This is a genomic window from Aeromicrobium sp. WCS2018Hpa-31, from assembly GCF_031843905.1.
Taxonomy (GTDB): domain Bacteria; phylum Actinomycetota; class Actinomycetes; order Propionibacteriales; family Nocardioidaceae; genus Aeromicrobium.
Window position 1 is genome coordinate 48258 of record NZ_JAVTJF010000004.1, and the last position, 23560, is coordinate 71817.

The window sequence follows — 23560 nt, forward strand, 5'->3', positions numbered from 1 at the left end:
TGCTCCCCGACGTGGTGGTGTGACGTGCGGCCCGATGCTAACCGCTGCCGACGCGCCGCGCGTGACTTACCTGGAGATCCGCCCCGGTTCGTCCCGCGCGGCCCTCAGCGGGAGCTCGCGATCGCGTACTGACGGATCGAGAGCGGGACGAAGACCGCCAGGATCAGCACCACCCAGATGAGCGTGTACAGCACCGGGTGCTGCATCGACCAGGCGTCGGGCACGGGCACCGAGGCGCTGGTGTTGCCGAACAGCTCGCGGCACGCCTGGGTGACGGCCGAGACCGGGTTCCACTCCACGAACGGCCGCAGGAAGGAGTTGAAGCTCTCCGTGGGCACGAACGCGTTGGAGACGAACGTCAGCGGCATGATGACGATGAACGAGGCGTTGTTGATGACCTCGACGCTGGGCACCAGCAGGCCGATGTAGCCCATGATCCAGCTGACGGCGTAGGCGAACAGCAGCAGCAGGAGGAAGCCCACGAGCATGTCGAGGACACCCTCGCGCGCCCGCCAGCCCACCAGCAGCCCGGTGAGCGCCATGATGATCAGCGAGAGGACGTTGTAGATGATGTCCGACGTCGTCCGCCCCACCAGCACCGCGGACCTGGACATGGGCAGCGAGCGGAAGCGGTCGATGATGCCCTTCTGCATGTCCTCGGCCAGGCCGGCCCCGGTGAAGGTGGCACCGAACACCACGGTCTGGGCGAAGATGCCGCCGATGAGGAACTCGCGGTAGTTGAGGCCCTCCCCCGCGTCGATGGCGTTGCCGAAGACGAAGGCGAACAGCAGCACGAACATGATGGGCGAGATCAGGACGAAGACCAGGATCTCGGGGACCCGCTTGATCTTGATGACGTTGCGCTTGGCGACGACCCAGCCGTCGCTCGCGACCCGGGCGGCGCTCATGCGGATGCCTCTTCCTGCTCGTCGGTCTCGGTGGCGGACTCGCGCTCGGCGGCGTGCCCGGTCAGGCTGAGGAACACGTCGTCGAGCGTCGGCCGCCGCAGCCCGATGTCGACCACGGCGACGTGCTCGTCCTGCAGGCCCTGCAGGACCACCGCCAGCTGCCGGGCGCCGTCGGTGACGGGTGCGGCCACCCCGCGGCCGTTGGCGTCGACCTGGACATCGCCGATGGCGACGCCGGCCAGGATCCTGGCGGCGGTGTCACGGTGGGCGGGGTCGGCGACCACGATCTCGACACGCTCGCCGCCGGTACGGGACTTGAGCTCGTCGGCGGTGCCCCTCGCGATGGCGCGACCGGAGTCGATCACCACGATGTCGTCGGCCAGCAGGTCGGCCTCCTCCAGGTACTGCGTGGTCAGCAGCAGGGTGGCGCCGGAGTCGACCAGCTCCTGGATGACGCCCCACATCTGCTGGCGGGCCCGCACGTCGAGCCCGGTGGTGGGCTCGTCGAGGATGAGCACCGGCGGCGCGGCGACGAGGGCGCCCGCGAGGTCGAGCCGACGTCGCATGCCGCCGGAGTAGGTCTTGGAGGGCCGGTCCCCCGCCTCCGCGAGGTCGAAGCGCTCGAGCAGCTCACGTGCCCGGGTCCGCGACGCGGAGCGCCCGAGTCCGTAGAGCCGGCCGATCATGTCGAGGTTCTCGAAGCCGGTGAGGTACTCGTCGACCGCGGCGTACTGCCCCGAGAGCCCGATGCGGGCCTTGACCCCGTCGGGGTCCTTCGCGACGTCGATGCCCGCGACCTCGGCCGTGCCGCCGTCGGCCTTCAGCAGGGTGGCGAGGATGCGGACCGCCGTGGTCTTGCCGGCACCGTTCGGCCCGAGGAGGCCGAGGACGGTGCCCTCCGGCACCGCGAGGTCGAGCCCCGAGAGCGCCTCGACCCCCTTGTAGCGCTTGACGAGACCGGTCGCCCGGATCATGTCGGCCATGAGCACACCTTCCTGGTGGTCCTCCGAACTGGAAGACCGCTGGGACGATCATGCCGTGAGCCACGGACAGAACGCATCAGCCGAAGGTCGCGGATCGCGGAGCACCTGGCCCCACGGACCGGTCAGCCCTGCGAGGGCGGTGGGCGGAAGCCCGCCGTGCGCGCCGCCTCGGCGTCCTTGAACCATACGTCCGCGGTCACGCGGGCGTGCGCCGGCGACCCGGGGAGGTAGTAGGTCAGGGAGTCGACGTTCGCCTTCACCTCGTAGCCGGGGCCGGGCGACCCACCCCCGGGTCCGGGCAGGGCCGAGCCGCGGAAGGGGCCCACCGAGCCCGGGGCGGGACGTTCCGGCTCCTGAGCCGGCTGGGCGGCCTGGGCGGCCGGCCGCGGCCGGACCGGGTCCGACGAGCCGTACCGCGTCTCGGGACCGGGGACGGTCCAGCGGTCGGCCGACGTGGTCGACCCCGTCCCGGTGCCGGGAGCGGCGCGCCGGCGCGAGCCGAGCAGCCAGCCCAGCGCGACGCCGAGAGCGGCGGCGAGCACCAGCCACACGACGATCTCGCCTGCGGTGTACACGGACATCAGCGTTCCTCCACTCGGAAGTCGACCCGACGGTACAGCGCCGACCAGGGGTCGATGCCTCGATCGTCGCCCGAGCCGATCGCGGTGGAGACGAGGCGACCGGCCGGGACGCCACGCGCCACGAGGTAGGCACGCACCACGGCCGCCCGGTCGGCGGCGAGCGAGTCACCCCGCTCGGGGTCGGCGGGCCCGGCGTGACCGAGCACGTCGAGCGAGACGTCCGTGCGGGCCATCACCGCGGCGACGCGGTCCAGGTCGGCGCGACCTCGTGGGCCGAGCACGTCGCTCCCGATCCCGAAGGTGATCCGTGTGCCCTCGAGGACCTGGGCCTGCCGCCGACCGAGACGCGTGGCCCCGGCCGTGAGCGAGACCCGCACGTCGTCGACCGCCTGCTGCTCCTCCAGGGCGGCCGCGACCCGGGCCCGCGTCGTCGGGGCCGCCGTCGTCCCCTCGACCTCGAGCACGCCGTCGCGGATCGTCAGTCGCAGGTCGTCGACCTGGGCGGTGTCGTCGAGCACCGCACCGAGCGCCGGCCACCAGCGCGGCCTCGCGAGCGTGGTGTCCACGGCCAGGTCGACCGCCACCGGCACGCCGCGCACCCTGGCCACCCGCCGACCGATCTCGTCGGCCAGGGCCTTGCTGGGGACCGCGCTGGAGAACGCCACCCCGGTGGGCGACACCTCGAGGGCGAGGTCGATGTCCTCCGCGGTCGACGTCGGCCGCGGCGACGTGCCCACGTCGATCGGACGCACCTCCACCGAGCGCACCCCTGGCACGTCCTCGACGGCGTCGACGGTCCGCTGCACCACCGCGTCCGACGCCGACCACGGGTCGATGCGGACCTCGCGACCCGTGACCTCGACGCCGACCTGGTCGGGAGCCGTCGACCGCACGGCCTGCTCGACCTGGGGCGTGAGCGCCCGGCCGACGTCGCGGGTGCCGACGACCGCACCGCTCACCACCACGACGACCAGCGCGCCGGCCACCGCCCACGTCGCCGTCGTGCGTGTCCCGGGGTCCACCCCGTCAGTCCTGTCGATAGCTGCTGAGGAAGTTCCCGAGTCGCTGGATCGCGTCGCTGAGGTCCGCGGCCCAGGGCAGCGTGACGATGCGCAGGTGGTCGGGCTCGGGCCAGTTGAACCCGGTGCCCTGCGTGAGCAGGATCTTCTCGGCCAGCAGCAGGTCGAGGACGAGCTGCTGGTCGTCCTTGATGGGGTGCACCTCGGGGTCCAGCCTCGGGAACACGTAGAGCGCACCCTTGGGCCGCACGACGGAGACGCCGGGGATCTTCTCCAGCTCCGCGACGGCCGTGTCGCGCTGCTCGACCAGGCGCCCACCGGGGAGCACCAGGTCCTTGATGCTCTGGTAGCCGCCGAGCGCCACCTGGATCGCGTTCTGCGCAGGCACGTTCGGGCACAGCCGCATCGACGCCAGGAGGGTGATGCCCTCGAGGTAGTCGCGAGCGCCCTCCAGCGGCCCGGTGACCACGAGCCACGCCGCCCGGTAGCCGCACACCCGGTACGCCTTCGACAGGCCGTTGAAGGTGAGGGTGAGCACGTCGGGGGCGATCCCGGCCAGGGAGTGGTGCTGGGCGTCGTCGTAGAGGATCTTGTCGTAGATCTCGTCGGCCATGAGGACCAGGCCGTGCCGGCGGGCGAGGTCGGCGATGCCCGCGAGCGTCTCCCGCGAGTACACCGCACCCGTCGGGTTGTTGGGGTTGATGACGACGATCACCTTCGTGCGGTCGGTGATCTTGGACTCGAGGTCCTCGAGGTCGGGGTTCCACTCGTTCTGCTCGTCGCAGCGGTAGTGGACCGGTGTGCCTCCGGCCAGGTTCGTGACCGCGGTCCACAGCGGGTAGTCCGGGATCGGGATGAGGACCTCGTCGCCGTTGTCCAGCAGCGCCTGCAGCGCCATCTGGATGAGCTCGGAGACCCCGTTGCCGATCCACACGTCGTCGATGTCGATCGCCGGGAAGTCGTCGACGAGCTGGTAGTGGTGCACGACCGCCCGACGAGCGGACTGGATGCCGCGGGAGTCGGAGTAGCCGGCCGAGCCGGGCAGGGCGGCGATGACGTCCTGGAGGATCTCGGCGGGTGCGTCGAAGCCGAAGGGCTGGGGGTTGCCGATGTTCAGCTTGAGGATGCGGTGGCCCTCGGCCTCGAGGGCGGCGGCACGGGCACTGACGGGTCCGCGGATGTCGTAGAGGACATCCCTCAGCTTCTCGGACTGGCGCACGCGCTGGCTGGACATGCGCTCATCTTCCCAGACCGGTCGGGCTCCCCGGCCACGACGTGGCTCAGGCGCGGCGACCGAGGTCCTCGACGACCTCGACCCCCGGCACGCGGGCCAGGACCGAGCCGTCCAGGAGCAGCTTGGACGCCCGGACGCCCGAGCCCATGACGAGCACCGGCTGCGCGACGACGGCGGCGTCGACAAGCACCCGCCAGCCGTCCGGCAGGCCGAAGGGGGTGATGCCTCCGTGCTCCATCCCGGTGCGCTCGACCGCGTCCTCGTGGGGCAGGAACGACGCCTTGCGCACGTCGAGCACGCGCTTGACCACGCCGTTCACGTCGGCGCGGGTGGACGCCAGGACGACGCACGCGGCGACCCGCTCCTGCCCGTCACGACGTCCGCCCACCACCACGCAGTTCGCGAGCGCCTCCGGCGGCACGCCGTACGCCTCCTGGTTGGCGGCGGTGTCCGACAGCGTGGGATCGATCGCCACCACGCCGACCTCGCGGTCGAGACCGGCCGCGGCCAGGGCGGCCACGACCGACGGACCGGCCAGGTCGGGTGCGTCGGCCAGCGGCCTCGCCTCGAGGGCTCCCGCGAGCCAGTACCTCATCGGCGGCGCTCGTCAGTCAGCACTGCGGACGACGTCGAGGGCCTGCGCGAGGTCCGCGGGGTAGGGGCTCTCGAAGTCGACGCGCTCCCCCGTCGTGGGGTGGACGAATCCGAGGTGCTTGGCGTGCAGCCACTGGCGGTCCAGGCCGACCCGGGCGGCGAGGGTGGGATCGGCGCCGTACTGCAGGTCACCGACGCACGGGTGGTGCAGCGCGCTCATGTGCACGCGGATCTGGTGGGTGCGACCGGTCTCGAGCTTGATCGTCAGGAGCGAGGCGAAGCGGTGCGCCTCGAGCGTGTCGTAGTGCGTGATGCTCGGACGTCCGTCCGCGCGCACCGTGAACTTGAAGTCGTGCCGGGGGTGTCGCGCGATGGGGGCGTCGATGGTGCCGGTGTGCGGGTCGGGGTGGCCCTGCACGAGCGCGTGGTAGGTCTTCTCGACGGTCCGGTCGCGGAACGCCTGCTTGAGCACCGTGTAGGCCCGCTCGGACTTGGCGATCGTCATGAGCCCGCTCGTGCCGACGTCGAGCCGCTGCACGATGCCCTGCCGCTCCGGGGCGCCCGACGTCGAGATCCGCACGCCCGCACCCGCGAGGTGCCCGACCACGGTCGGACCCTCCCAGCCGACGCTGGGGTGAGCCGCCACGCCGACCGGCTTGTCGACGACGACGATGTCGTCGTCCTGGAAGACGATGCTCATGCCCTCCACGACCTCGGCGACGACGGTGGCGGTCCGCGGAGCCGGGATGGTGGCCTCGAGCATCGCGCCGGGCTCGACGCGCTCGGACTTCTGGGGCACCTGGCCGTCGAGGAGTACGAGCCCCTCGGCCACAAGCTCGCTCGCCCGGGTGCGCGAGAGTCCCAGCAGACGCGCGAGCGCCGTGTCGACGCGCTCACCTGCGAGGCCCTCGGGCACGGAGATGACGCGGTTCTGGCTGGGGTGCTGGCTGGGGTCCTGGCCGTGGTCGGTGTCGCTCACGCGCGCTCCTTCGGGTCGGTGCGTGCGCCGTCGAGGCCGACGCCCTGCCAGGTGCGCACGACGACGAGGACGGCGGCGACGGTGAGGTAGATGTCGGCCACGTTGCCCACGAAGAACCCGCCGTAGTCGATGAAGTCGACCACGTGGCCACGGAAGGGGCCGGGCTCGCGGAGGATGCGGTCGGTGAGGTTGCCGAGCGCACCGGCCAGCAGCAGCACGAGGCCCACGGTCCAGACCCGGTCGCGCAGGCGGGCGGCCATGCGCACCACCACGACGCACACCACGACCGACACGATGCTGAGGACGACCGTCATGGACGCGCCCATGCCGAAGGCGGCACCGGGGTTGCGCAGGAAGGTCAGCTCGAGGACGTCGGGCAGGAGCCGGATCGGCTCGTCGCGGTCGGCCAGCCGCTCGACGGCCAGGACCTTGGTGACCTGGTCGACGACCCAGGCGACCGCCACGGCGGCGAGGAACAGCGGGAGGACCCGGCGGCGGGGTGCGGGCACGGCACTGGAGGGCTCGGGCGTCGCGTCGGAGGACTCGGGGACCGCGTCGGAGGATTCAGGCATGTCGTGGGTCATCGTCCCACGTGCCACCACACGAGCCGGGCTCGGCTCAGCGACGCTCCTCGCGCTGCTTGCACTCCTTGCACAGCGTGGCGCGGGGGAAGGCCTGCAGACGCATCTTGCCGATCGCCTCGCCGCACACCTCGCACGCGCCGTAGGTGCCCTTGCCGAGCCGGTCGAGGGCCTTCTCGGTCTGCAGCAGCAGCTCGCGCTGGTTGGCGGCCAGGGACATCTCGGCGTCACGCTCGAGGCTGTTGGAGCCGACGTCGGCCTGGTCGTTGCCGGCACCGTCGACGCCGTCCCGCAACAGGTCCTGCAGCTCCTTGGCGGAGAGGTCGAGCTCCTTGCGCAGGCGGAGGAGGTCGTCCTCCAGCTCGACGCGGATGGCCGCGGTCTCGTCGGCGGTCCACGGATCTTCGTCCGCCCGCACGGCCAGGGTGGTCTTGGGCATGGCCAGACAGTAGACCCGGCAGGTCCACCGCACAACTTCGCCCTGTGCGCCGACTCCCCCGTCTGCGGGGTACCCTGTCAGGCACAGCGTTCGAGCCGTCATCAGCGGCGAGCTTCCGGAAGAACGGGGTCCCTCGCGGGCCCTCAGTAGAACCGGACGGGTGGCCCGTCACAGCCGTTCGACGAGTGGTCGCAGCCGGCAGGTCCGGGGGTGGCAACCGAGGTGGTACCGCGGTCCTTCCAGGGTCGTCCTCGAGCAGAGCAGACCACCGAGGAGCAGCCGCCATGACCTACCCGAAGGCTCAGACGGGCACCGACCAGCCCGCGACCGCCGTCCCCTCCACCCCTCGCTTCCCCGAGATCGAGGAGCGCGTCCTCGCGTACTGGAAGAGCGACGGCACCTTCCGGGCGAGCGTCGAGGCCCGCGACGGCGGCGCCGACGGCTCGAACGAGTTCGTCTTCTACGACGGCCCCCCGTTCGCCAACGGACTCCCCCACTACGGCCACCTGCTGACCGGCTACGTCAAGGACGTGGTCCCGCGCTACCAGACCATGCGGGGCCGCAAGGTCGAGCGCCGGTTCGGCTGGGACACGCACGGCCTGCCCGCCGAGCTCGAGGCCATGCGCCTCAACGGCATCAAGACGACCGACGAGATCGTCGAGATGGGCATCGACCGGTTCAACGAGGCCTGCCGCGCCTCGGTGCTGAAGTACACCGGCGAGTGGGAGGAGTACGTGACCCGCCAGGCCCGGTGGGTGGACTTCGAGAACGACTACCGGACCCTGAACCCGGAGTACATGGAGTCGGTCATCTGGGCGTTCAAGCAGCTGCACGACAAGGGGCTCGTGTACGAGGACTTCCGGGTGCTGCCCTACTGCTGGAACGACGAGACGCCGCTGTCGAACCACGAGCTGCGCATGGACGACGACGTCTACCAGAACCGCCAGGACCCGGCGGTCACCGTCGGCTTCGAGATCACCGGCGACGGTCCCCTGGCCGGCGCGCGGCTGATGATCTGGACCACGACGCCCTGGACGCTGCCCAGCAACCTCGCCGTCATGGTCGGCACCGGCATCGACTACGTCGCGGTCGAGCACGAGGGCACTCGACTGGTGCTCGCCGAGGCACGCCTCGGCGCCTACGCCCGCGAGCTCGGTGACGAGCCCACCGTGGTCTGGCGCGGCACCGGCGCCGACCTCCTCGGACTGTCGTACACCCCGCCGTTCAGCTACTTCGTCGGTCACGAGAACGCGTTCCGCGTCGTGGCCGCCGACGACGCCGTGACCACCACCGACGGCACTGGCCTGGTGCACAGCGCCGGCGCGTTCGGCGAGGTCGACAAGGAGGTCACCGACCGCGAGGGCATCGTGGCCGTCATGCCCGTGGGCAAGGACGGCCGGTTCACCGTGCCGGTCACCGACTACGAGGGCATGCAGGTCTTCGACGCGAACCCGCACGTCATCGACGACCTGAAGAACGGGACCGGCTCGGTCTCCCCGGGCACGATCCTGCTGCGTCGCGAGACGTACGACCACTCCTACCCGCACTGCTGGCGCTGCCGCGAGCCCCTCATCTACAAGGGGGTCGAGTCCTGGTTCGTGCAGGTCACGGCGTTCAAGGACCGCATGGTCGAGCTGAACCAGCAGATCCGCTGGGTCCCCGACCACATCCGTGACGGCCAGTTCGGCAAGTGGCTCGAGAACGCGCGCGACTGGTCGATCACGCGCAACCGCTTCTGGGGCTCCCCCGTGCCCGTGTGGAAGAGCGACGACCCCGCCTACCCGCGGCTCGACGTCTACGGCTCGTTCGAGGAGCTGGAGCGCGACTTCGGCACGCTCCCGATGAAGGACGGCGTCCCCGACCTCCACCGACCGTACGTCGACGACCTGGTGCGCCCGAACCCCGACGACCCGACCGGCCGGTCGATGATGCGTCGCGTGCCCGACGTGCTCGACGTCTGGTTCGACTCGGGCTCCATGTCGTTCGCCCAGGTGCACTACCCGTTCGAGAACGGCGACTGGTTCGAGGACCACTTCCCCGCCGACTTCATCGTCGAGTACATCGGCCAGACGCGCGGCTGGTTCTACACGCTGCACGTGCTGGCCACGGCGCTGTTCGACCGTCCCGCGTTCGAGGCGTGCGTCAGCCACGGCATCGTGCTCGGGTCCGACGGCAACAAGATGAGCAAGTCCCTGCGCAACTACCCCGACGTCTCGGAGGTCTTCGACCGCGACGGCGCCGACGCGATGCGCTGGTTCCTCATGGCGTCGCCGATCCTGCGGGGTGGCAACCTCGTGGTCACCGAGCAGGGCATCCGCGACTGCGTCCGCCAGGTGATGATCCCGCTCTGGAACAGCTGGGCGTTCCTCGGCCTCTACGCCAACGCCGCCGGCTACGAGGGCCAGCCGCTCACGTCGGCCCCGAGCGACCCGCTCGACCGCTACGTGCTGGCCAAGCTGGGCCGGTGGGTGCGCGACATGACGACCCAGCTCGACGACTACGCGATCGCGGAGGCCTGCGAGTCGACCCGCGAGTTCCTCGACGTGCTCACGAACTGGTACATCCGACGCTCGCGGGAGCGCTTCTGGCTGTCCGACGCCGGTGCGGAGCTCACGGCCGAGCAGCGGGCACCGTTCGACACGCTGCACACGGTCCTGGAGACCGTCTGCCGGGTGGTCGCCCCCCTGCTCCCCCTGACGACGGAAGAGATCTGGCGCGGTCTCACCGGTGGACGGTCGGTGCACCTCACCGACTGGCCCGACGCCGACGCCTACGTGCGCGACGACGCCCTCGTCGACGCGATGGACCAGGTCCGCGCCGTCTGCTCGACCGGTTCGGCGCTGCGCAAGGCCTCGGCGCTGCGTGTGCGGCTCCCGCTCGCGTCGCTGGAGGTGGCCGTGCCCGATCCCGGCGCCCTCGAGGGCTTCGAGGACGTGGTGGCCCGCGAGCTCAACGTGAAGCACGTGCGGCTGATCGCGGCCGACTCCGACGAGGCGGCCGCCCACGGGCTCACGTCGCGGCTGACCGTGCACGCCCGCGCGGCCGGACCCCGGCTGGGCAAGGACGTCCAGCACGCGATCTGCGGGTCGAAGACCGACGACTGGTCGGTCGCCGACGACGGCACCGTCACGTCGGGCGGCATCGAGCTGCAGGAGGGCGAGTACACGCTCGAGCAGGTGGCCGGGTCGTCCGGTGGCACGGAGATCGCGGTGCTGCCGGGCGGCGGCTTCGTGGCGCTGGACACCACGGTGACGCCGGAGCTGGAGGCCGAGGGCCTGGCACGCGACGTCGTGCGCGGCGTGCAGCAGGCCCGGCGCGACGCCGGCCTGTCGGTCTCCGACCGCATCACGCTCCACCTGGACGGCGACGACGCCGTGCTGGCCGCGGTCCGCACCCACGAGGCGCTCGTCGCGGGCGAGACCCTGGCGACCTCCGTCTCGCTGGGCGACCTGCCCGACGGCACGCCGATCGACGTCACCGGCGCGACCGCCCGCGTCGCGGTCACGAAGGCCTGACCCTCCCCGCGAGCGTGCGGGAGATTCCCAGGTCGACCTGGGAATCTCCCGCACCGCACGGCTTTCTCATGTCTGCACGGCTTGCTACCCGTGCTCGGGTGGGTTTTCCGTGCTGCTGCGCTGCTCCGGGCCGGTCGTTCCCTGCTGCTGCGTCGCCGTGGGTGGGGCTCGTTCCTTGCTGCCGCGTCGCCGTGGGTGGGGGTCGTTCCTTGCTGCTGCGTCGCCGTGGGTGGGGGTCGTTCCTTGCTCCTGCGTCGCTGTGGCTGCGAATGGACCTGCGCTCCGAAAGGGCCTCGACCGGCGGCGGAGTCCGGGCTCGGTCGGGCTCTCGGAGCGCGGCTCCGAGGGACGCAAGATTCTGCGTTCGTGCGTGAGAGGGCGAAGGATGCTGCGTTCGCTACCGGATCCCGTCACCAACGCAGCATCGTTCGGGCTTCCGCGCGCGAAGGCAGAATCGTGCGTCCGCCGGGGGCCCTCGTGCGCCGGGTGGTCAGGGATTCTCCCTTTGCGCGGGACGGTCCACGCGAAGGGAGAATCCCTGCCCGTACGGGGCCCTTTTCGTCGCCACGATTCTCCCTTCGCGGGCACGGTCCACGAAAAGGAAGAATCATGCGTGGATCGCGCACAGATGAAGAATCATGGCCGCGCCCCGTAGACCCAACCGAGCCCAGACCCATCCGACGGTCGAGGCCCTTTCGGAGACCACCCCGCTTCGGGGTCACAGCGACGCAGCAGCAGGGGAAGACCCACCCACAGCAACGCAGCAGCACGAGAAGACCCACCCACAGCAACGCAGCAGCACAGGAAGTCCCACCCTCAGCAACGCAGCAGTGAACGAAGACCCACCCGGGGCGACGTAGCCGCCGGGCCCAAGCAGGAAGCGACGCAGGCCGACGACACCTACCCGAACGCACGAGGGCCCGCCACCGTGACGGTGGCGGGCCCTGCGTGGTGGCTACGACTCAGAGCGAGGCGTTGCTGTCCTCGTCGCCGAGCAGCGAGCGCAGACGACGGGGCGAGCCGTCGTTCTGGTTCTGCGCCGGGGCCGGGGTGTTCTCGTTGGCCGCGAGCTGGTCGAGCTGGCTCTGGAAGTAGTTCTTGAGCCGGGCCCGGTACTCACGCTCGTACGCGCGCAGGTGCTCGACCTCGCGCTGGAGCTCGTAGCGCTCCCGCTCGATGGCCGCGACGGCCTGCTGGCGACGCTCGTTGGTCTCGTCGTCGAGCTTCTGCGCGCGGATGCGGGCGTCGGTCTCGAGCCGGTCGGCCTTGCCGCGCGACTCGTTCGTCAGGCGCTCGGCCTTGGTGCGGGCCTCACCGACGATGCGGTCGGCCTCCTCCTTGGCCTGGTCCATCAGCTGGTCCGCGTTGTTGGACGCGATCTCCAGCAGTCGGGCCGCAGCCGAGGATGCGTCACCCATGCTGTTGCGCGCGGGGGCAGCGGCCACGACGGGCGCGGGAGTGGGCTCCGGCTCGGGCTCGGGCTTCTTCTCGACGACCGGCTCCGGCTCGGGCTCGGGAGTCGGCTCGGGCTCGGGCTCGGCGGCCACGGGCTGCGGCGTCGGCTCGGGCTTGATCGCCGGGATCAGGCCGGTGGGCTCGCCGGTCGAGGCAGCGGCGACCTTGGCGCGCAGCTCCTCGTTCTCGACGGTGAGTCGCTCCAGCTCGGCTTCGACCTCGTCGAGGAACTGGTCCACCTCGCCCATGTCGTAACCCTCGCGGAGACGTACCGGAGTGAAGCGCTTGTTGCGCACGTCCTCTGGCGTCAGGGGCATGAGTTCACCTCGTGTCGTGGTTTCGTCGCAAGATCTGTGGTTCTGACCCACCGTACTCGGTCACCGTTCACTGCTGCCACACCCGTCCCATTCGAGCGGGATCCACCGGCGCGTCACTGCACCATGGTGCGGTTGACGATCGCCTGCAGGATGTAGATGACGACCAGCAGGATCATCGGCGAGAGGTCCAGCGCCGCGCCACCCAGGCGGATCGGCGGGATCACGCCACGGACCACGCGCAGCGGCGGGTCGGTGACGGTGTAGATGCCCTCGCAGAGGACGGCCACGACGCCACTGGGACGCCAGGACCGAGCCAACAGCTGGACCCAGTCCAGGATGAACCGCGCGAGCAGCACGAGGATGCAGACGAGCAGGACGAACGAGATGACCTGCCCGATGGAGTTCAGCGCCATGTCTCCCTAGCCGTGGTTGTAGAACCCGCCCGCAGCGATGCGCTGCTTGTCCTCGTCGGTCACCTCGATGTTCTCGGGCGACAGCAGGAAGACCTTGGCGGTGACACGGTTGATCGTGCCATGCACGGCAAAGACGAGGCCAGCGGCGAAGTCGACCAGGCGCTTGGCGTCGTCGTCGTCGATCTCGGAGAGGTTCATGATGACCGGCACGCCGGAGCGGTAGTGGTCGCCGACGGTGCGGGCGTCGTTGTACGTGCGCGGGGTGACCGTCTCGATGCGCGCGAGCATCGACGGCGCCGGCTCGACGGCGCGGGGCGCGCGGCGGTGCTCGTCGATCGACGCGACCTGGGCCCGACGCTCGGGGGTGCGCACGACGGCGGCGCTGCGCTCGTCGTCGCGCCGGACGGCGATCGGCCCGGTGGGCTCGTCGTCGAACTCGTCGTACTCGGCCTGCTCGACCAGGCCGAGGTACTCGCCGACTTTTCGCATTGCGCCAGCCATGATGTCTCCGTGGTTTGCAGGTGAGCGGGGTGGTCGAAGTGTCGTGAACGACACTGGTGAGATTACCGGAGAGATGCCCTCTCCCCCAGGACCGCGCGCCCGATTCGCAGGTGTGTCGCGCCGGCGGCGACGGCGTCCTCGAAGTCACCGCTCATGCCGGCCGAGACGACGTCCGCACCCGGGTGGGTCGCGCGCACCGTGTCACCGAGCTCACGCAGCTGCTCGAACACCGGCCGCGGCTCCACTCCGAGGGGCGCGACGGTCATCAGCCCACGCAGGTGCAACCGGGGCAGCTCCGCCACCAGGTCGGCCAGGGCCGGCACGTCGGTGGGCGCCGTGCCGGAGCGGCCGGGGTCGGCGAGATCGAAATCGACCTGGAGCAGCACCTCCAGGTCACGCTCGGCCGCCTCGGCACCACGGGACAGGGAGCGGGCCAGCTTGGCCCGGTCGACGCTCTGCACCACGTCCGCGTAGCGCGCGACCGCCCCGGCCTTGTTGGTCTGCAGGCCCCCGACGAAGTGCAGGCGTGGCGCGGTGACGACGTCGGCGAGGAGGTCGTCGAGCTCGGCCCGCTTGTCGCCGGCCTCGGGATGACGGTTCTCCCCCACGTCGGTGACACCGAGCTCGGCCAGCAGCGCGACGTCGGAGGCCGGGTAGGTCTTGGTGACCACGATCGTGGTCACCTCCTCCGGCGCACGGCCGGCAGCGGCGCACGCGGCGTGGACCCGCTCGCGCACCTCGGTCAGGTTGGCGGCCAGCTCGTCGCGACGGCTCATGGCACTCCCTCTTCCTCGATCAGTGGCGCAGGACGACGACGGCGCCCATGCGGCCCGCCCGGTCACCCTGGCGGCGGTGGGACCAGAAGCGGTCGTCCTCGATCGTGCACACGTCGCGGCCGATGTCGTGCACGGTCACGCCGAGCTCCCGCAGCTGGGAGACCACACCGGCTCCGACGTCGACCGCGGGCGTCCCCCACGACGTGGTGGACCGGGTGCCGGGCACGGCGGACTCGACGGCGTCGGCCATGTCCTCCGGCAGCTCGTAGCAGCGCCCGCAGGCCCGCGGACCGACCCAGGCGTGGAGCTGGGACGGAGATTCGTCGAGGACCAGCGCCTTGACCGCCGCGGGCACGACGCCGCGCACGAGACCCTCCCGCCCCGCGTGCACGACGGCAGCCATCGGGCTCACGTCGCTGGCGAGGACGATCGGCGTGCAGTCGGCCACGCGCACGACGAGTGCGACGTCGACGTCGCGGGTGACGAGCGCGTCGGCCGTGGAGGCCGGCGACGATGCCCTCAGCGACTCCCGCCGCACCGACACGACGTCGGCCCCGTGCACCTGGTGCATCGACGCCACCTCGAGCCGCTCGGTCGACTCCTCACCCCGGAGCCCCTCGGCCACACGACGACGCGTGGCGACGTGCTCGGGGTCGTCCGTGCGCCCTAGGTCGGTCGAGGCGTCGGTGAACCCGACCCTCGCCCAGTCGAGCGAGTCGTCGCGGTGGAAAAACACGTCGTCGACGCTACCGCCCGCGTCCGACCTGCTCAGCGCAGGAAGTCCGGGATGTCGAGGTCGTCACCGTAGGGCACCTCGCGCGGCTCACGGGCCGGCACGGAACGGGGGTCGCCCGACGGCACCGGGTCGGCCTGCGTGGACGCGGAGTACTTGCCGCCGGTGTAGGTCTCGGCCGTGGGAGGAGGCGTGGCGGCCTGCTCCTGGGCACCCTGCTCCTTGAGCAGCGCCGGCTGGGAGGAGTCGCGCGACTTCGGCTCGCCACCGTCGAACCCGGCCGCGATCACGGTCACCCGGACCTCGTCGCCCAGGGCGTCGTCGATGACGGCACCGAAGATGATGTTGGCCTCGGGGTCCACGGCGTCGGCGACCAGGCCGGCCGCCTCGTTGATCTCGAACAGGCCGAGGTCGGAGCCGCCGGCGATCGAGAGCAGGACCCCACGGGCTCCCTCGATCGACGCCTCGAGCAGCGGGCTGGAGACGGCCATCTCGGCGGCGACCGCCGCGCGCTGCTCACCGCGCGCCGAGCCGATGCCCATGAGGGCCGAGCCCGCGTCGGACATGACGGACTTGACGTCGGCGAAGTCGAGGTTGATCAGGCCCGGCGTGGTGATCAGGTCGGTGATGCCCGAGACTCCCTGGTGCAGCACCTGGTCGGCCTGGCGGAACGAGTCCAGCAGGCTCACGTTGGGGTCGCTGATCGACAGCAGCCGGTCGTTCGGGATGACGATGAGGGTGTCGACCTCCTCGCGCAGCGCCTGGATGCCGGCGTCCGCCTGCCCGGAGCGGTTGCGGCCCTCGAAGGTGAACGGGCGCGTGACGACGCCGATCGTCAGGGCACCGAGGGAGCGCGCGATGCGGGCGACGACCGGCGCACCACCGGTGCCGGTTCCGCCGCCCTCGCCCGCGGTGACGAAGACCATGTCGGCGCCCTTGATGGCCGCCTCGATCTCCTCCGCGTGGTCCTCGGCGGCGCGCTTGCCGATGTCGGGGTTGGCGCCGGCGCCGAGTCCGCGGGTCGAGTCACGGCCGACGTCGAGCTTGACGTCGGCGTCGCTCATGAGCAGCGCCTGCGCGTCGGTGTTGATCGCGATGAACTCGACGCCCTTGAGGCCGACCTCGATCATCCTGTTCACGGCGTTCACGCCGCCGCCGCCGATGCCGACGACCTTGATCACGGCGAGGTAGTTCTGGACCGCCATGTGCGATGCCTTTCAGGAGAGGTGAGCCGAGCTGTGGAGCCGGTGGGGTTGTAAGTCTTAACGTGAACGACAGGGTTATAGTTATGTCAACTTGCTGTCTGACGCTCACGCTACGCGCGACGGCGACGGCCACCTCGCAGACACGCCGCGTGTCGCCGGTTCGTTGCCGTTCGTGTCCCCTCCCCAGGCCGACGGCTGGTCCTACTGGCGCGTGGTCGGCTGCTCGGGCGCGCTCACGTCGTACCCGGTCGCGTCGATCCGCAGGAGGGCCTCGAGGACCCGGACCTTCTGCTCCGGCTTGGCCGCGCTCCCCCACGTGACCGTGCGGCCCTTCGTCAGGTCCAGCGTGACGGCGTCACGGCTCGGCGCGTCGACCGACTGCACGAGCTTCATGAGGGAGGGCGCGTCGGCCCTGAGCCGGGAGACCACCGACGCCGCGGCCACGAGCGCCAGCTGGCGCTGCCGTGGTTCCGTGGCGGTCGTGGCGACCTCCACCAGTCCCTTCGGCTCCTTCGACAGGGTCCGGAAGTCCACGCCGAACCGGTCGAGGGCCCGGATCCGGCCGTCGACCCTCGTCCAGGCCACCGCCGTGCGCTCGGTGACGACCACCGTGACGGTGCGCGGCCAGCTGCGCTCGACCTCGACGTGCTCGACGCGTTCGAGCCTGGCCACGCGGGCCGCAGCCGCCGACGTGTCGACCCGCGCGAGCGGAGTACCGGGGGTCAGGTCGGCCGCGGTGCGCACCTGGTCGGGCTTCAACGTGCTGAGCCCCTCCACCTGCACGGTGCGGACGCCGAGCAGGTCCGAGAACCAGATCACCCACACGAGTCCGACGACGGCGGCGACGCCCAGCACTCCCCCCAGCCAGCGCAGCAGGCGCCGACGACGGTCCTGTCGGCGCCGGAGGGCGAACCGTTCCTCGCTCATGCTCCCGACGCCTCGCGGGTCCGCAGACCCTCGAGGATGCGCGGTCCGACCGTGGTGACGTCGCCGGCCCCGAGGGTGAGCACCAGGTCGCCGTCGCCCAGCTCGGGCAGGAGCGCCGCGTGCACCGACTCCACCGGTCCACCGGCCGACGCCGGCGGTCCGTGGACGGCGTCGACCACGAGCGCGGCCGTGACGGCGGGATCGGGATCCTCCCGCGCGAGGTACAGGTCGGCCACCACCACGCGATCGGCGGCCGAGAGGGCCTGCCCCATCTCGGCGCCGTAGCGACGGGTGCGGCTCACCAGGTGCGGCTGGTAGACGACGACGAGGCGACCGTCCCCGGCGAGCGACCGGGCGGCCGCCAGGTCGGCGCGGATCTCGGTGGGATGGTGCGCGTACGAGTCGTAGACCGTGACGCCGTCGACGGCGCCGAGCCGCTCCATGCGGCGTCGGGCTCCCCCGTACGTGGCCAGGCCGGCCACGAGGGCGTCGGCCGGGTGTCCGAGGCGCAGGCCGACGGCCAGGGCCAGCAGGGCGTCCTGGGCGTAGTGCGCACCGGGCACGGCCAGCTGCACCGGCAGGCCGGACAGGCCCATCCCCTCGACGAGGAAGGTGGTGGCGCCCTCGACGACACGGACGTCGCGGGCCCTCAGCTCGTCGTCGGGGTGGTCGAGGTCCTGCGTCGACGGGTCGATGCCGGTGGTCACCACGTCGAGGCCGCGAGCCCGCCCGACCGCCGCGAGGGCGGCGGCGCCGGGGTCGTCGGCGCCGACGACGAGCAGCTCCGCCACGGTGCCGACGAACTCGTCGAAGGCCGCGGCGTAGGCCTCCTCGGTGCCCCAGGTGTCCAGGTGGTCGGCGTCGACGTTGGTCACGACGGCCACGGCGGGCTCGTAGTGCAGGAAGGCGCCGTCGCTCTCGTCGGCCTCGGCGACGAGGAGGTGTCCCGCGCCGAGCCGGGCGTTCGTGCCGAGGCTCGCGACCTCGGCACCGATCGCGAAGGACGGCTCCGCGCCCGCGCCCACCAGGGCACACGTCAGCATCGCGGTGGTGGTGGTCTTGCCGTGGGTGCCCGCCACGGCGACGGTCCGTCGGCCGGACATCACCGAGCGCAGCCCGGCCGACCGGGGCCAGAGGCGCGCGCCGGCCGCGCGGGCGGCGACGACCTCAGGGTTGTCCTCGCGGACCGCGGTCGAGACGATCACGGTGTCGACGCCCGCCACGTGCTCGGCCGCGTGACCGACGTGCACGGTGATGCCCTCCGACCGCAGGGCCCGGACGACGTCGGTGTCGGCGGCGTCGCTGCCGCTGACCGACACCCCCTGCTGCGCCATGAGACGGGCGATCGCCGAGAGCCCGGCGCCGCCGATGCCGACCAGGTGCACGCGGCCCAGCCGGTCGGGGCCGGGCACGGCGTCGGGGAAGGGGACCTTCATCGGCCCAGCTGCCGTCCGGCGGCGGCGACCACCATGCGGGCGAGCCGGACGTCGGCGTCGCGCGGCACGAGGTCGCGCGCGGCCGCCGACATCGCGGCCAGGCGCTCCGTGTCCTGCACGAGCGGGACGACCACGTGGTCGACCCACGACGGCGTCATGGCCTCGTCGTCGATCAGCAGCCCGCCCCCGGCCTGGACCACGGGATGGGCGTTGAGCGCCTGCTCGCCGTTGCCGATCGGCAGGGGGACGAACGCCGCGGGGAGCCCCACGGCCGCGACCTCGGTGACCGTGTTGGCGCCCGCGCGGCACACCACGAGGTCGGCCGCGGCGTAGGCGAGGTCGATCCGGTCGATGTACTGCTCCACCACGTAGGGCGGGGCACCCTCCGGCCGGTCGAGCACCACCTCGTCGGGACGACCCGCGGCGTGCAGCACCTGGATGCCGGCCTCGGCGAGGTCACGCGCGGCCCCGCTGACCGCGTGGTTGATGCGTCGGGCACCCTGCGAGCCGCCCGTGACGAGGAGCGTCGGACGGTCCAGGTCGAGCCCGAAGTGCGCGCGGCCCTCCGCACGCGAGGCCGCACGGTCGAGCCCGGAGATCTGGCGTCGGATGGGCAGGCCGACGTAGCGCCCGTTCCGCAGCGGCGTGTCGGGGAAGCTGGTGGCCACGTGCGTCGTGAAGCGCGCTCCGAGCCGGTTGGCGATGCCGGGCTTGGCGTTGCCCTCGTGCACCACCAGGGGGATGCGCATCCGCCGGGCCACGAGGTAGGCGGGCACCGACACGTAGCCGCCGAACCCCACGACCACGTGCGGCTTGACGCGCTCGAAGACGTCCTGCGTCTGGGCCACGGCGGCGCGCAGCCGGCCGGGCACCCGGAGCATGGCGATCCCGGGGCGTCGGGGCAGCGGCACCGGAGGCACCAGCTCGAGCGGGAACCCGGCCTCCGGGATGAGCGTGGTCTCCAGGCCACGGGGTGTGCCGAGGCAGGTGACCTCCACGCCCTCGTCGCGCAGGACGGCTGCCGTGGCGAGCAGGGGCGAGGTGTGGCCGGCGGTGCCACCGCCGGCGAGCAGGGCGCGCACCGCTCATCGCCTCCTGGCAGCGTTGCGTCGGGCGCGGCGGGCCTTGCTGGCGGCGAGGGCGCGCTTGGCCCCCGGCTCCGTCGTGGCGCAGCTCAGCAGGACGCCGCAGCCCACGAGGGTGACCAGCACGCTCGAGCCGCCGTAGGAGAGCAGCGGCAGCGGGATGCCGATGACCGGGAGCAGGCCCAGCACCATGGCGATGTTGATCACGGCCTGGGCGGTGATCCAGACGGTGATGCCGGCCGCGGCGTAGCGCGCGAAGGGATCGCGGCTGCGCGTGGCGATCCGCACGCCCGCGACGGCGAGCAGCACGAACAGGACGAGGACGACGAGGCTGCCCAGCAGGCCGAGCTCCTCGCCGACGACGGCCAGGATGAAGTCGGTGTGCGCCTCCGGCAGGGAGCCCCACTTCTGCCGGCTGCCGCCGAGGCCGACGCCGCCGAAGCCGCCCCGCGCGAACCCCATCATGGCTTGGACGGCCTGGTAGCCGTCCTTGTCCGGGTCGGCGAGCGGGTTGAGGAAGCTCAGCATGCGCGCCACGCGGTGCGGCGCGGTGGCGACGAAGAATACGCACAGGACGCCGACGAACGCCACGATCGCGCCGAGGTAGCGCCCGGGCAGCCCGGCGACCCAGAGCATCCCGACGATGACCGCGAAGAGGACGAGCGCCGTGCCGAGGTCGTTCTGCGCCACGACGAGCGCGGCGCACGCCCCGGCGACGATGAGCATGGGCAGCAGGATCAGGCGCGGCGTGTCCAGGTGCTTCTGCCGGCGCGCGTAGTGGTCGGCGATCCAGAGCACGAGCGCCAGCTTGAGGAACTCCGACGGCTGCAGCCGGAAGCCCGCGGCGACCGGGATCCAGTTGGTGTTGCCGTTCACCTCCACGCCCACGCCCGGGATGAACGTGGCGAGCGTCAGGCCGATGGACACGACGAGCCCGGGCAGGATGAGCTTGCGCAGGGTCGCGAGCGGCAGCCGGGTCACGAGGTAGGCACCGACCAGGCCGACGACGGCCAGCACGAGCTGTCGCTGCACGATCGCGAACGAGTTGCCGTACACCTGCAGCGACAGCACGGAGCTCGCGCTGAGCACCATGATCAGGCCGAGCCCGAGCAGCAGGGCCGTGGTCCCGAGCACCAGCTGGTACGACGCGAGGGGCCGGTCGAGCAGGCGCTGGGCACCGCTCATCGGACCACCGGCGCCTGCGCCGGCAGCCGGCCGGCGATCGGTCGTGCTCATCGGCCGCTCACCCCGTCGGGAGCCGTCGCACCGACGCGGCGAACGCGTCGCCTCGGGCGGCGTAGTCGCGGAACTGGTCCATGGACGCGCATCCGGGGGCCAGCAGCACCGAGTCACCGGGGCGGGCCATGGCTGCAGCAGCCGCGACGACGTCGTCCATGAGCTCATCCTCCCCGGCCAGGACCTCCGTCACGGGCACATCCGGCGCGTGTCGGGCCAGCGCCTCGGCGACGACCGCACGGTCGGCACCGATGAGCACCACGCCGCGCAGCCGGTCGGCGACGGCCTCGACGAGGTCGTCGAAGCGCGCACCCTTGGCCAGTCCCCCGGCGATCCAGATGGCCGACGGGACCCCCCGCAGCGACGCGAGCGCGGCGTGCGGGTTGGTCGCCTTGGAGTCGTCGACGTAGCGGACGCCGTCGATCTCGGCCACCAGCTCGGAGCGGTGGGGCCCGGGCCGGAAGTCACGCAGCCCGTCGCGCACGGCGCGGGCCTCGACCCCGTGGGCGCGGGCCAGTGCGGCCGCGGCGAGGGCGTTGGCCACGGTGTGGGGTGCGTCGTCGGGCAGGTCGCTCACCGAGCCCAGCTCGGCGGCGCTGGTCTGACGGTCGGGAGCGAAGGCACGGTCCGCGAGCAGGCCGTCGACCACGCCGAGCATGCCAGGAGCGGGGACCCCGAGCGTGAACCCGATGGCGCGGGCGCCGTCCTGCACGTCGGCGTCGCGGACCAGCTGCTCGGTGGTGGGGTCCTCGACCGCGTAGACGCACGCCTTCTCGACGTGCTCGTAGACGCGGCCCTTGGCGCGGGCGTACTCGTCGAGCGAGCCGTGCCAGTCGAGGTGGTCGTCGGCGACGTTGAGCACGGCGGCGGCCTCGGCGGCGATCGAGTCGCTCCAGTGCAGCTGGAAGCTCGACAGCTCGACCGCGAGCACGTCGAGCGGCTCGGGGTCCATGACCGCCTCGAGCACCGGGCGGCCGACGTTGCCGACCGCGGCACTGCGCAGGCCCGCGGCCCGCAGGATGGAGTCCAGCATCTGCACCGTGGTGGTCTTGCCGTTGGTCCCGGTGACGCAGAGCCAGGGCGGCGCGTCGGCGGCCCGCAGCCGCCAGGCCAGCTCGACCTCGCCCCACACCGGGAGCCCCCGGTCGGCAGCCGCTCGAAGGACCGGCGCCTCCGGACGCCAGCCGGGCGAGGTGACGACCAGGTCGACGTCGTCGGGCAACTCGGCCGTGCTGCCGGCACGAAGCCGCAGGTCGACCCCCAGCGTGTCCAGCAGCGTGGCCCGCTCCTCGTGGGCCGAGCCCGGGGCGGGTGCGTTCTCGTCGAGCACGACCACGTGCGCGCCGAGGTGCTGCAGCGTGTCGGCGGCGGCGAACCCGCTCACGCCGAAGCCGGTGACCACGGCGCGCACGGCGGACCAGTCGTCGTCGCGGCCGAGGGACCCGACGTCGGGACGTTCCACGGCACTCATGCGACCACGTCCATGGTGAGCGCCGCGCTCACAGGCGGGCGAGCCATTCCCAGTAGAAGACGCCCAGCCCGGCCGCGACGCAGAGGCCACTGATGATCCAGAAGCGGACCACGATGGTGATCTCGGCCCAGCCGAGCAGCTCGAAGTGGTGCTGCAGCGGCGCCATGCGGAAGATCCGCTTGCCGCCGGTGGCCTTGAAGTAGGCCACCTGCAGGATGACCGACGCGGTGATGGCGACAAACAGACCGCCGATGATCACGAGCAGCAGCTCGGTGCGGGTCATGAGGGCGAATCCGGCCATCGCGCCGCCGAGCGACAGCGAGCCGGTGTCGCCCATGAAGATCTTGGCCGGGGAGGCGTTCCACCACAGGAAGCCGAAGCAGGCGCCCGTGATGGCGGCCGCCACGACGGCGAGGTCGAGGGGATCCCGCACCTCGTAGCAGCCCAGGACGTCCTCCGTCGCGCAGCTCTGGTTGTACTGCCAGACGTTGATGATGATGAAGGCGCCGAAGACCATGACGGAGGCACCGGTCGCGAGACCGTCGAGGCCGTCGGTCAGGTTCACGCCGTTGCTCGCCCCGGCGATCATGAGCAGCACCCACACGACGAGCAGCACGGTGGGCAGCTGCGTCCCCGGGATGTCCCTCGTGAACGAGATGGCGTGCGAGATGGGGGTGCGGCCGTTCTCGTCCTCCCAGCCGATGGCGAGGATCGCGAAGACCAGGCCCACGAGCACCTGGCCGATCATCTTGGCCTTGCTGCGCAGCCCGAGGCTGCGCTGCTTGGAGATCTTGATGTAGTCGTCGAGGAAGCCGATGAGGCCGAGCCCGGCGAAGAGGAACAGCAGCAGGATCGCCGACGCGCTCGGGGCGTAGCCGGTCACGAGCTTCGCGACGGCGTAGGCGACGAGCGACGCGAGGATGATCACCGTGCCGCCCATCGTGGGCGTGCCGCGCTTGACGTGGTGCGACGTCGGTCCGTCGTCGCGGATCAGCTGGCCGTAGCCCTTTTTCACGAGCACCCGGATGGCCACACGGGTGCCCAGGAGGGTGCCGACGAGGGCGAGGGCTGCAGCGATCAGGACGGCGAGCATGGGGGCGGGATCCTCTCGGCGGTTCGGGGGGGGGGGGGGGGGGGGGGGGGGTGGGGGACGTGGGCGGGCTCAGGGTCGT

Annotated in this window: 22 protein-coding genes; 1 reads left to right on the top strand and 21 read right to left on the bottom strand. The window is 71.8% G+C overall.

The annotated features are described in order from the left end of the window. Window positions 1–104: 104 nt before the first annotated feature. The 9 genes from RQG84_RS05830 to RQG84_RS05870 all read right to left on the bottom strand — a co-directional run bounded on the left by RQG84_RS05830 (window position 105) and on the right by RQG84_RS05870 (window position 7318). Window positions 105–908 carry an ABC transporter permease gene (locus RQG84_RS05830; protein ID WP_311209256.1) on the bottom strand — a complete coding sequence of 268 codons (804 nt, stop codon included), beginning with the start codon at window positions 906–908 and terminating at the stop codon, window positions 105–107. Next, a complete protein-coding gene (locus tag RQG84_RS05835) occupies window positions 905–1891 on the bottom strand; it encodes an ATP-binding cassette domain-containing protein (protein WP_055966499.1) in 987 nt (328 codons plus the stop codon). Before RQG84_RS05835 ends, RQG84_RS05830 begins: the two co-directional genes overlap by 4 nt. A gap of 122 nt (window positions 1892–2013) precedes the next feature. Next, on the bottom strand, window positions 2014–2472 hold the full coding sequence (locus RQG84_RS05840; protein ID WP_055965786.1) for a hypothetical protein: 459 nt from the start codon (window positions 2470–2472) through the stop codon (window positions 2014–2016). Next, complete coding sequence (locus RQG84_RS05845) at window positions 2472–3494, bottom strand: OmpA family protein (RefSeq protein ID WP_311209257.1); 1023 nt, start codon at window positions 3492–3494, stop codon at window positions 2472–2474. The genes RQG84_RS05840 and RQG84_RS05845 overlap by 1 nt, the downstream gene beginning before the upstream one ends. 4 nt (window positions 3495–3498) lie before the next feature. After that, the gene (locus RQG84_RS05850) at window positions 3499–4725 is read right to left on the bottom strand and encodes a pyridoxal phosphate-dependent aminotransferase (protein ID WP_055965783.1); all 1227 of its coding nucleotides are present in this window, start codon (window positions 4723–4725) and stop codon (window positions 3499–3501) included. Window positions 4726–4771: 46 nt separating this feature from the next. Next, window positions 4772–5320 (bottom strand): YbaK/EbsC family protein, encoded by a 549-nt coding sequence (locus RQG84_RS05855; protein ID WP_311209258.1) that lies wholly within the window; start codon window positions 5318–5320, stop codon window positions 4772–4774. Between the two features lie 12 nt (window positions 5321–5332). Next, complete coding sequence (locus RQG84_RS05860) at window positions 5333–6298, bottom strand: RluA family pseudouridine synthase (RefSeq protein WP_311209259.1); 966 nt, start codon at window positions 6296–6298, stop codon at window positions 5333–5335. Further along, window positions 6295–6870, bottom strand: a complete 576-nt coding sequence (gene lspA, locus RQG84_RS05865; RefSeq protein ID WP_235497676.1) for a signal peptidase II — start codon at window positions 6868–6870, stop codon at window positions 6295–6297. Before lspA ends, RQG84_RS05860 begins: the two co-directional genes overlap by 4 nt. A gap of 46 nt (window positions 6871–6916) precedes the next feature. Then, window positions 6917–7318 carry a TraR/DksA C4-type zinc finger protein gene (locus RQG84_RS05870; RefSeq protein ID WP_311209260.1) on the bottom strand — a complete coding sequence of 134 codons (402 nt, stop codon included), beginning with the start codon at window positions 7316–7318 and terminating at the stop codon, window positions 6917–6919. 284 nt (window positions 7319–7602) lie between these two features. On the opposite strand from RQG84_RS05870, the gene ileS reads away from it, so the two are divergent. Beyond that, window positions 7603–10833 carry an isoleucine--tRNA ligase gene (ileS, locus tag RQG84_RS05875; protein ID WP_311209261.1) on the top strand — a complete coding sequence of 1077 codons (3231 nt, stop codon included), beginning with the start codon at window positions 7603–7605 and terminating at the stop codon, window positions 10831–10833. Window positions 10834–11795: 962 nt separating this feature from the next. Here the strand turns inward: ileS and RQG84_RS05880 are convergent. From RQG84_RS05880 to mraY, 12 genes are all read right to left on the bottom strand, one after another. Continuing rightward, entirely contained in the window at window positions 11796–12605 is an 810-nt protein-coding gene (locus RQG84_RS05880) for a DivIVA domain-containing protein (protein ID WP_055965773.1), read from the bottom strand. A gap of 113 nt (window positions 12606–12718) precedes the next feature. After that, the gene (locus tag RQG84_RS05885) at window positions 12719–13018 is read right to left on the bottom strand and encodes a YggT family protein (RefSeq protein ID WP_055965771.1); all 300 of its coding nucleotides are present in this window, start codon (window positions 13016–13018) and stop codon (window positions 12719–12721) included. Between the two features lie 6 nt (window positions 13019–13024). Continuing rightward, window positions 13025–13519: a cell division protein SepF gene (locus RQG84_RS05890; protein WP_055965768.1), complete on the bottom strand. Its 495-nt coding sequence runs from the start codon at window positions 13517–13519 to the stop codon at window positions 13025–13027. 62 nt (window positions 13520–13581) lie between these two features. Further along, window positions 13582–14295, bottom strand: coding sequence for a YggS family pyridoxal phosphate-dependent enzyme (locus RQG84_RS05895; RefSeq protein WP_311209262.1), 714 nt, complete (start codon window positions 14293–14295; stop codon window positions 13582–13584). A 19-nt stretch (window positions 14296–14314) separates the two neighbouring features. Further along, entirely contained in the window at window positions 14315–15031 is a 717-nt protein-coding gene (locus tag RQG84_RS05900; protein WP_311209263.1) for a polyphenol oxidase family protein, read from the bottom strand. 32 nt (window positions 15032–15063) lie between these two features. Further along, a complete protein-coding gene (gene ftsZ, locus RQG84_RS05905) occupies window positions 15064–16233 on the bottom strand; it encodes a cell division protein FtsZ (RefSeq protein WP_055965763.1) in 1170 nt (389 codons plus the stop codon). Window positions 16234–16434: 201 nt separating this feature from the next. Next, entirely contained in the window at window positions 16435–17160 is a 726-nt protein-coding gene (locus RQG84_RS05910; RefSeq protein WP_311209264.1) for an FtsQ-type POTRA domain-containing protein, read from the bottom strand. Next, window positions 17157–18596 (bottom strand): UDP-N-acetylmuramate--L-alanine ligase, encoded by a 1440-nt coding sequence (gene murC / locus RQG84_RS05915; protein ID WP_311209265.1) that lies wholly within the window; start codon window positions 18594–18596, stop codon window positions 17157–17159. Before murC ends, RQG84_RS05910 begins: the two co-directional genes overlap by 4 nt. Continuing rightward, complete coding sequence (gene murG / locus RQG84_RS05920) at window positions 18593–19678, bottom strand: undecaprenyldiphospho-muramoylpentapeptide beta-N-acetylglucosaminyltransferase (RefSeq protein ID WP_311209266.1); 1086 nt, start codon at window positions 19676–19678, stop codon at window positions 18593–18595. The genes murC and murG overlap by 4 nt, the downstream gene beginning before the upstream one ends. A gap of 3 nt (window positions 19679–19681) precedes the next feature. Then, the gene (ftsW, locus tag RQG84_RS05925; protein WP_311209267.1) at window positions 19682–20917 is read right to left on the bottom strand and encodes a putative lipid II flippase FtsW; all 1236 of its coding nucleotides are present in this window, start codon (window positions 20915–20917) and stop codon (window positions 19682–19684) included. 7 nt (window positions 20918–20924) lie between these two features. After that, window positions 20925–22388 (bottom strand): UDP-N-acetylmuramoyl-L-alanine--D-glutamate ligase, encoded by a 1464-nt coding sequence (murD, locus tag RQG84_RS05930; protein WP_311209268.1) that lies wholly within the window; start codon window positions 22386–22388, stop codon window positions 20925–20927. A 28-nt stretch (window positions 22389–22416) separates the two neighbouring features. Continuing rightward, window positions 22417–23481, bottom strand: coding sequence for a phospho-N-acetylmuramoyl-pentapeptide-transferase (mraY, locus tag RQG84_RS05935; RefSeq protein WP_055965751.1), 1065 nt, complete (start codon window positions 23479–23481; stop codon window positions 22417–22419). Window positions 23482–23560: the final 79 nt, after the last annotated feature.

What these genes read in the sequence shown, in the direction of transcription:
- RQG84_RS05895 (WP_311209262.1), bottom strand. Translation starts at nt 14,295, where the DNA reads ATGAGCCGTCGCGACGAGCTGGCCGCCAACCTGACCGAGGTGCGCGAG.
- RQG84_RS05850 (WP_055965783.1), bottom strand. Translation starts at nt 4,725, where the DNA reads ATGTCCAGCCAGCGCGTGCGCCAGTCCGAGAAGCTGAGGGATGTCCTC.
- lspA (WP_235497676.1), bottom strand. Translation starts at nt 6,870, where the DNA reads ATGCCTGAATCCTCCGACGCGGTCCCCGAGTCCTCCGACGCGACGCCC.
- RQG84_RS05880 (WP_055965773.1), bottom strand. Translation starts at nt 12,605, where the DNA reads ATGCCCCTGACGCCAGAGGACGTGCGCAACAAGCGCTTCACTCCGGTA.
- RQG84_RS05830 (WP_311209256.1), bottom strand. Translation starts at nt 908, where the DNA reads ATGAGCGCCGCCCGGGTCGCGAGCGACGGCTGGGTCGTCGCCAAGCGC.
- RQG84_RS05870 (WP_311209260.1), bottom strand. Translation starts at nt 7,318, where the DNA reads ATGCCCAAGACCACCCTGGCCGTGCGGGCGGACGAAGATCCGTGGACC.
- mraY (WP_055965751.1), bottom strand. Translation starts at nt 23,481, where the DNA reads ATGCTCGCCGTCCTGATCGCTGCAGCCCTCGCCCTCGTCGGCACCCTC.
- ftsW (WP_311209267.1), bottom strand. Translation starts at nt 20,917, where the DNA reads ATGAGCACGACCGATCGCCGGCCGGCTGCCGGCGCAGGCGCCGGTGGT.
- RQG84_RS05855 (WP_311209258.1), bottom strand. Translation starts at nt 5,320, where the DNA reads ATGAGGTACTGGCTCGCGGGAGCCCTCGAGGCGAGGCCGCTGGCCGAC.
- murD (WP_311209268.1), bottom strand. Translation starts at nt 22,388, where the DNA reads ATGAGTGCCGTGGAACGTCCCGACGTCGGGTCCCTCGGCCGCGACGAC.
- RQG84_RS05910 (WP_311209264.1), bottom strand. Translation starts at nt 17,160, where the DNA reads ATGAGCGAGGAACGGTTCGCCCTCCGGCGCCGACAGGACCGTCGTCGG.
- RQG84_RS05885 (WP_055965771.1), bottom strand. Translation starts at nt 13,018, where the DNA reads ATGGCGCTGAACTCCATCGGGCAGGTCATCTCGTTCGTCCTGCTCGTC.
- RQG84_RS05835 (WP_055966499.1), bottom strand. Translation starts at nt 1,891, where the DNA reads ATGGCCGACATGATCCGGGCGACCGGTCTCGTCAAGCGCTACAAGGGG.
- murC (WP_311209265.1), bottom strand. Translation starts at nt 18,596, where the DNA reads ATGAAGGTCCCCTTCCCCGACGCCGTGCCCGGCCCCGACCGGCTGGGC.
- ileS (WP_311209261.1), top strand. Translation starts at nt 7,603, where the DNA reads ATGACCTACCCGAAGGCTCAGACGGGCACCGACCAGCCCGCGACCGCC.
- ftsZ (WP_055965763.1), bottom strand. Translation starts at nt 16,233, where the DNA reads ATGGCGGTCCAGAACTACCTCGCCGTGATCAAGGTCGTCGGCATCGGC.
- RQG84_RS05840 (WP_055965786.1), bottom strand. Translation starts at nt 2,472, where the DNA reads ATGTCCGTGTACACCGCAGGCGAGATCGTCGTGTGGCTGGTGCTCGCC.
- RQG84_RS05890 (WP_055965768.1), bottom strand. Translation starts at nt 13,519, where the DNA reads ATGGCTGGCGCAATGCGAAAAGTCGGCGAGTACCTCGGCCTGGTCGAG.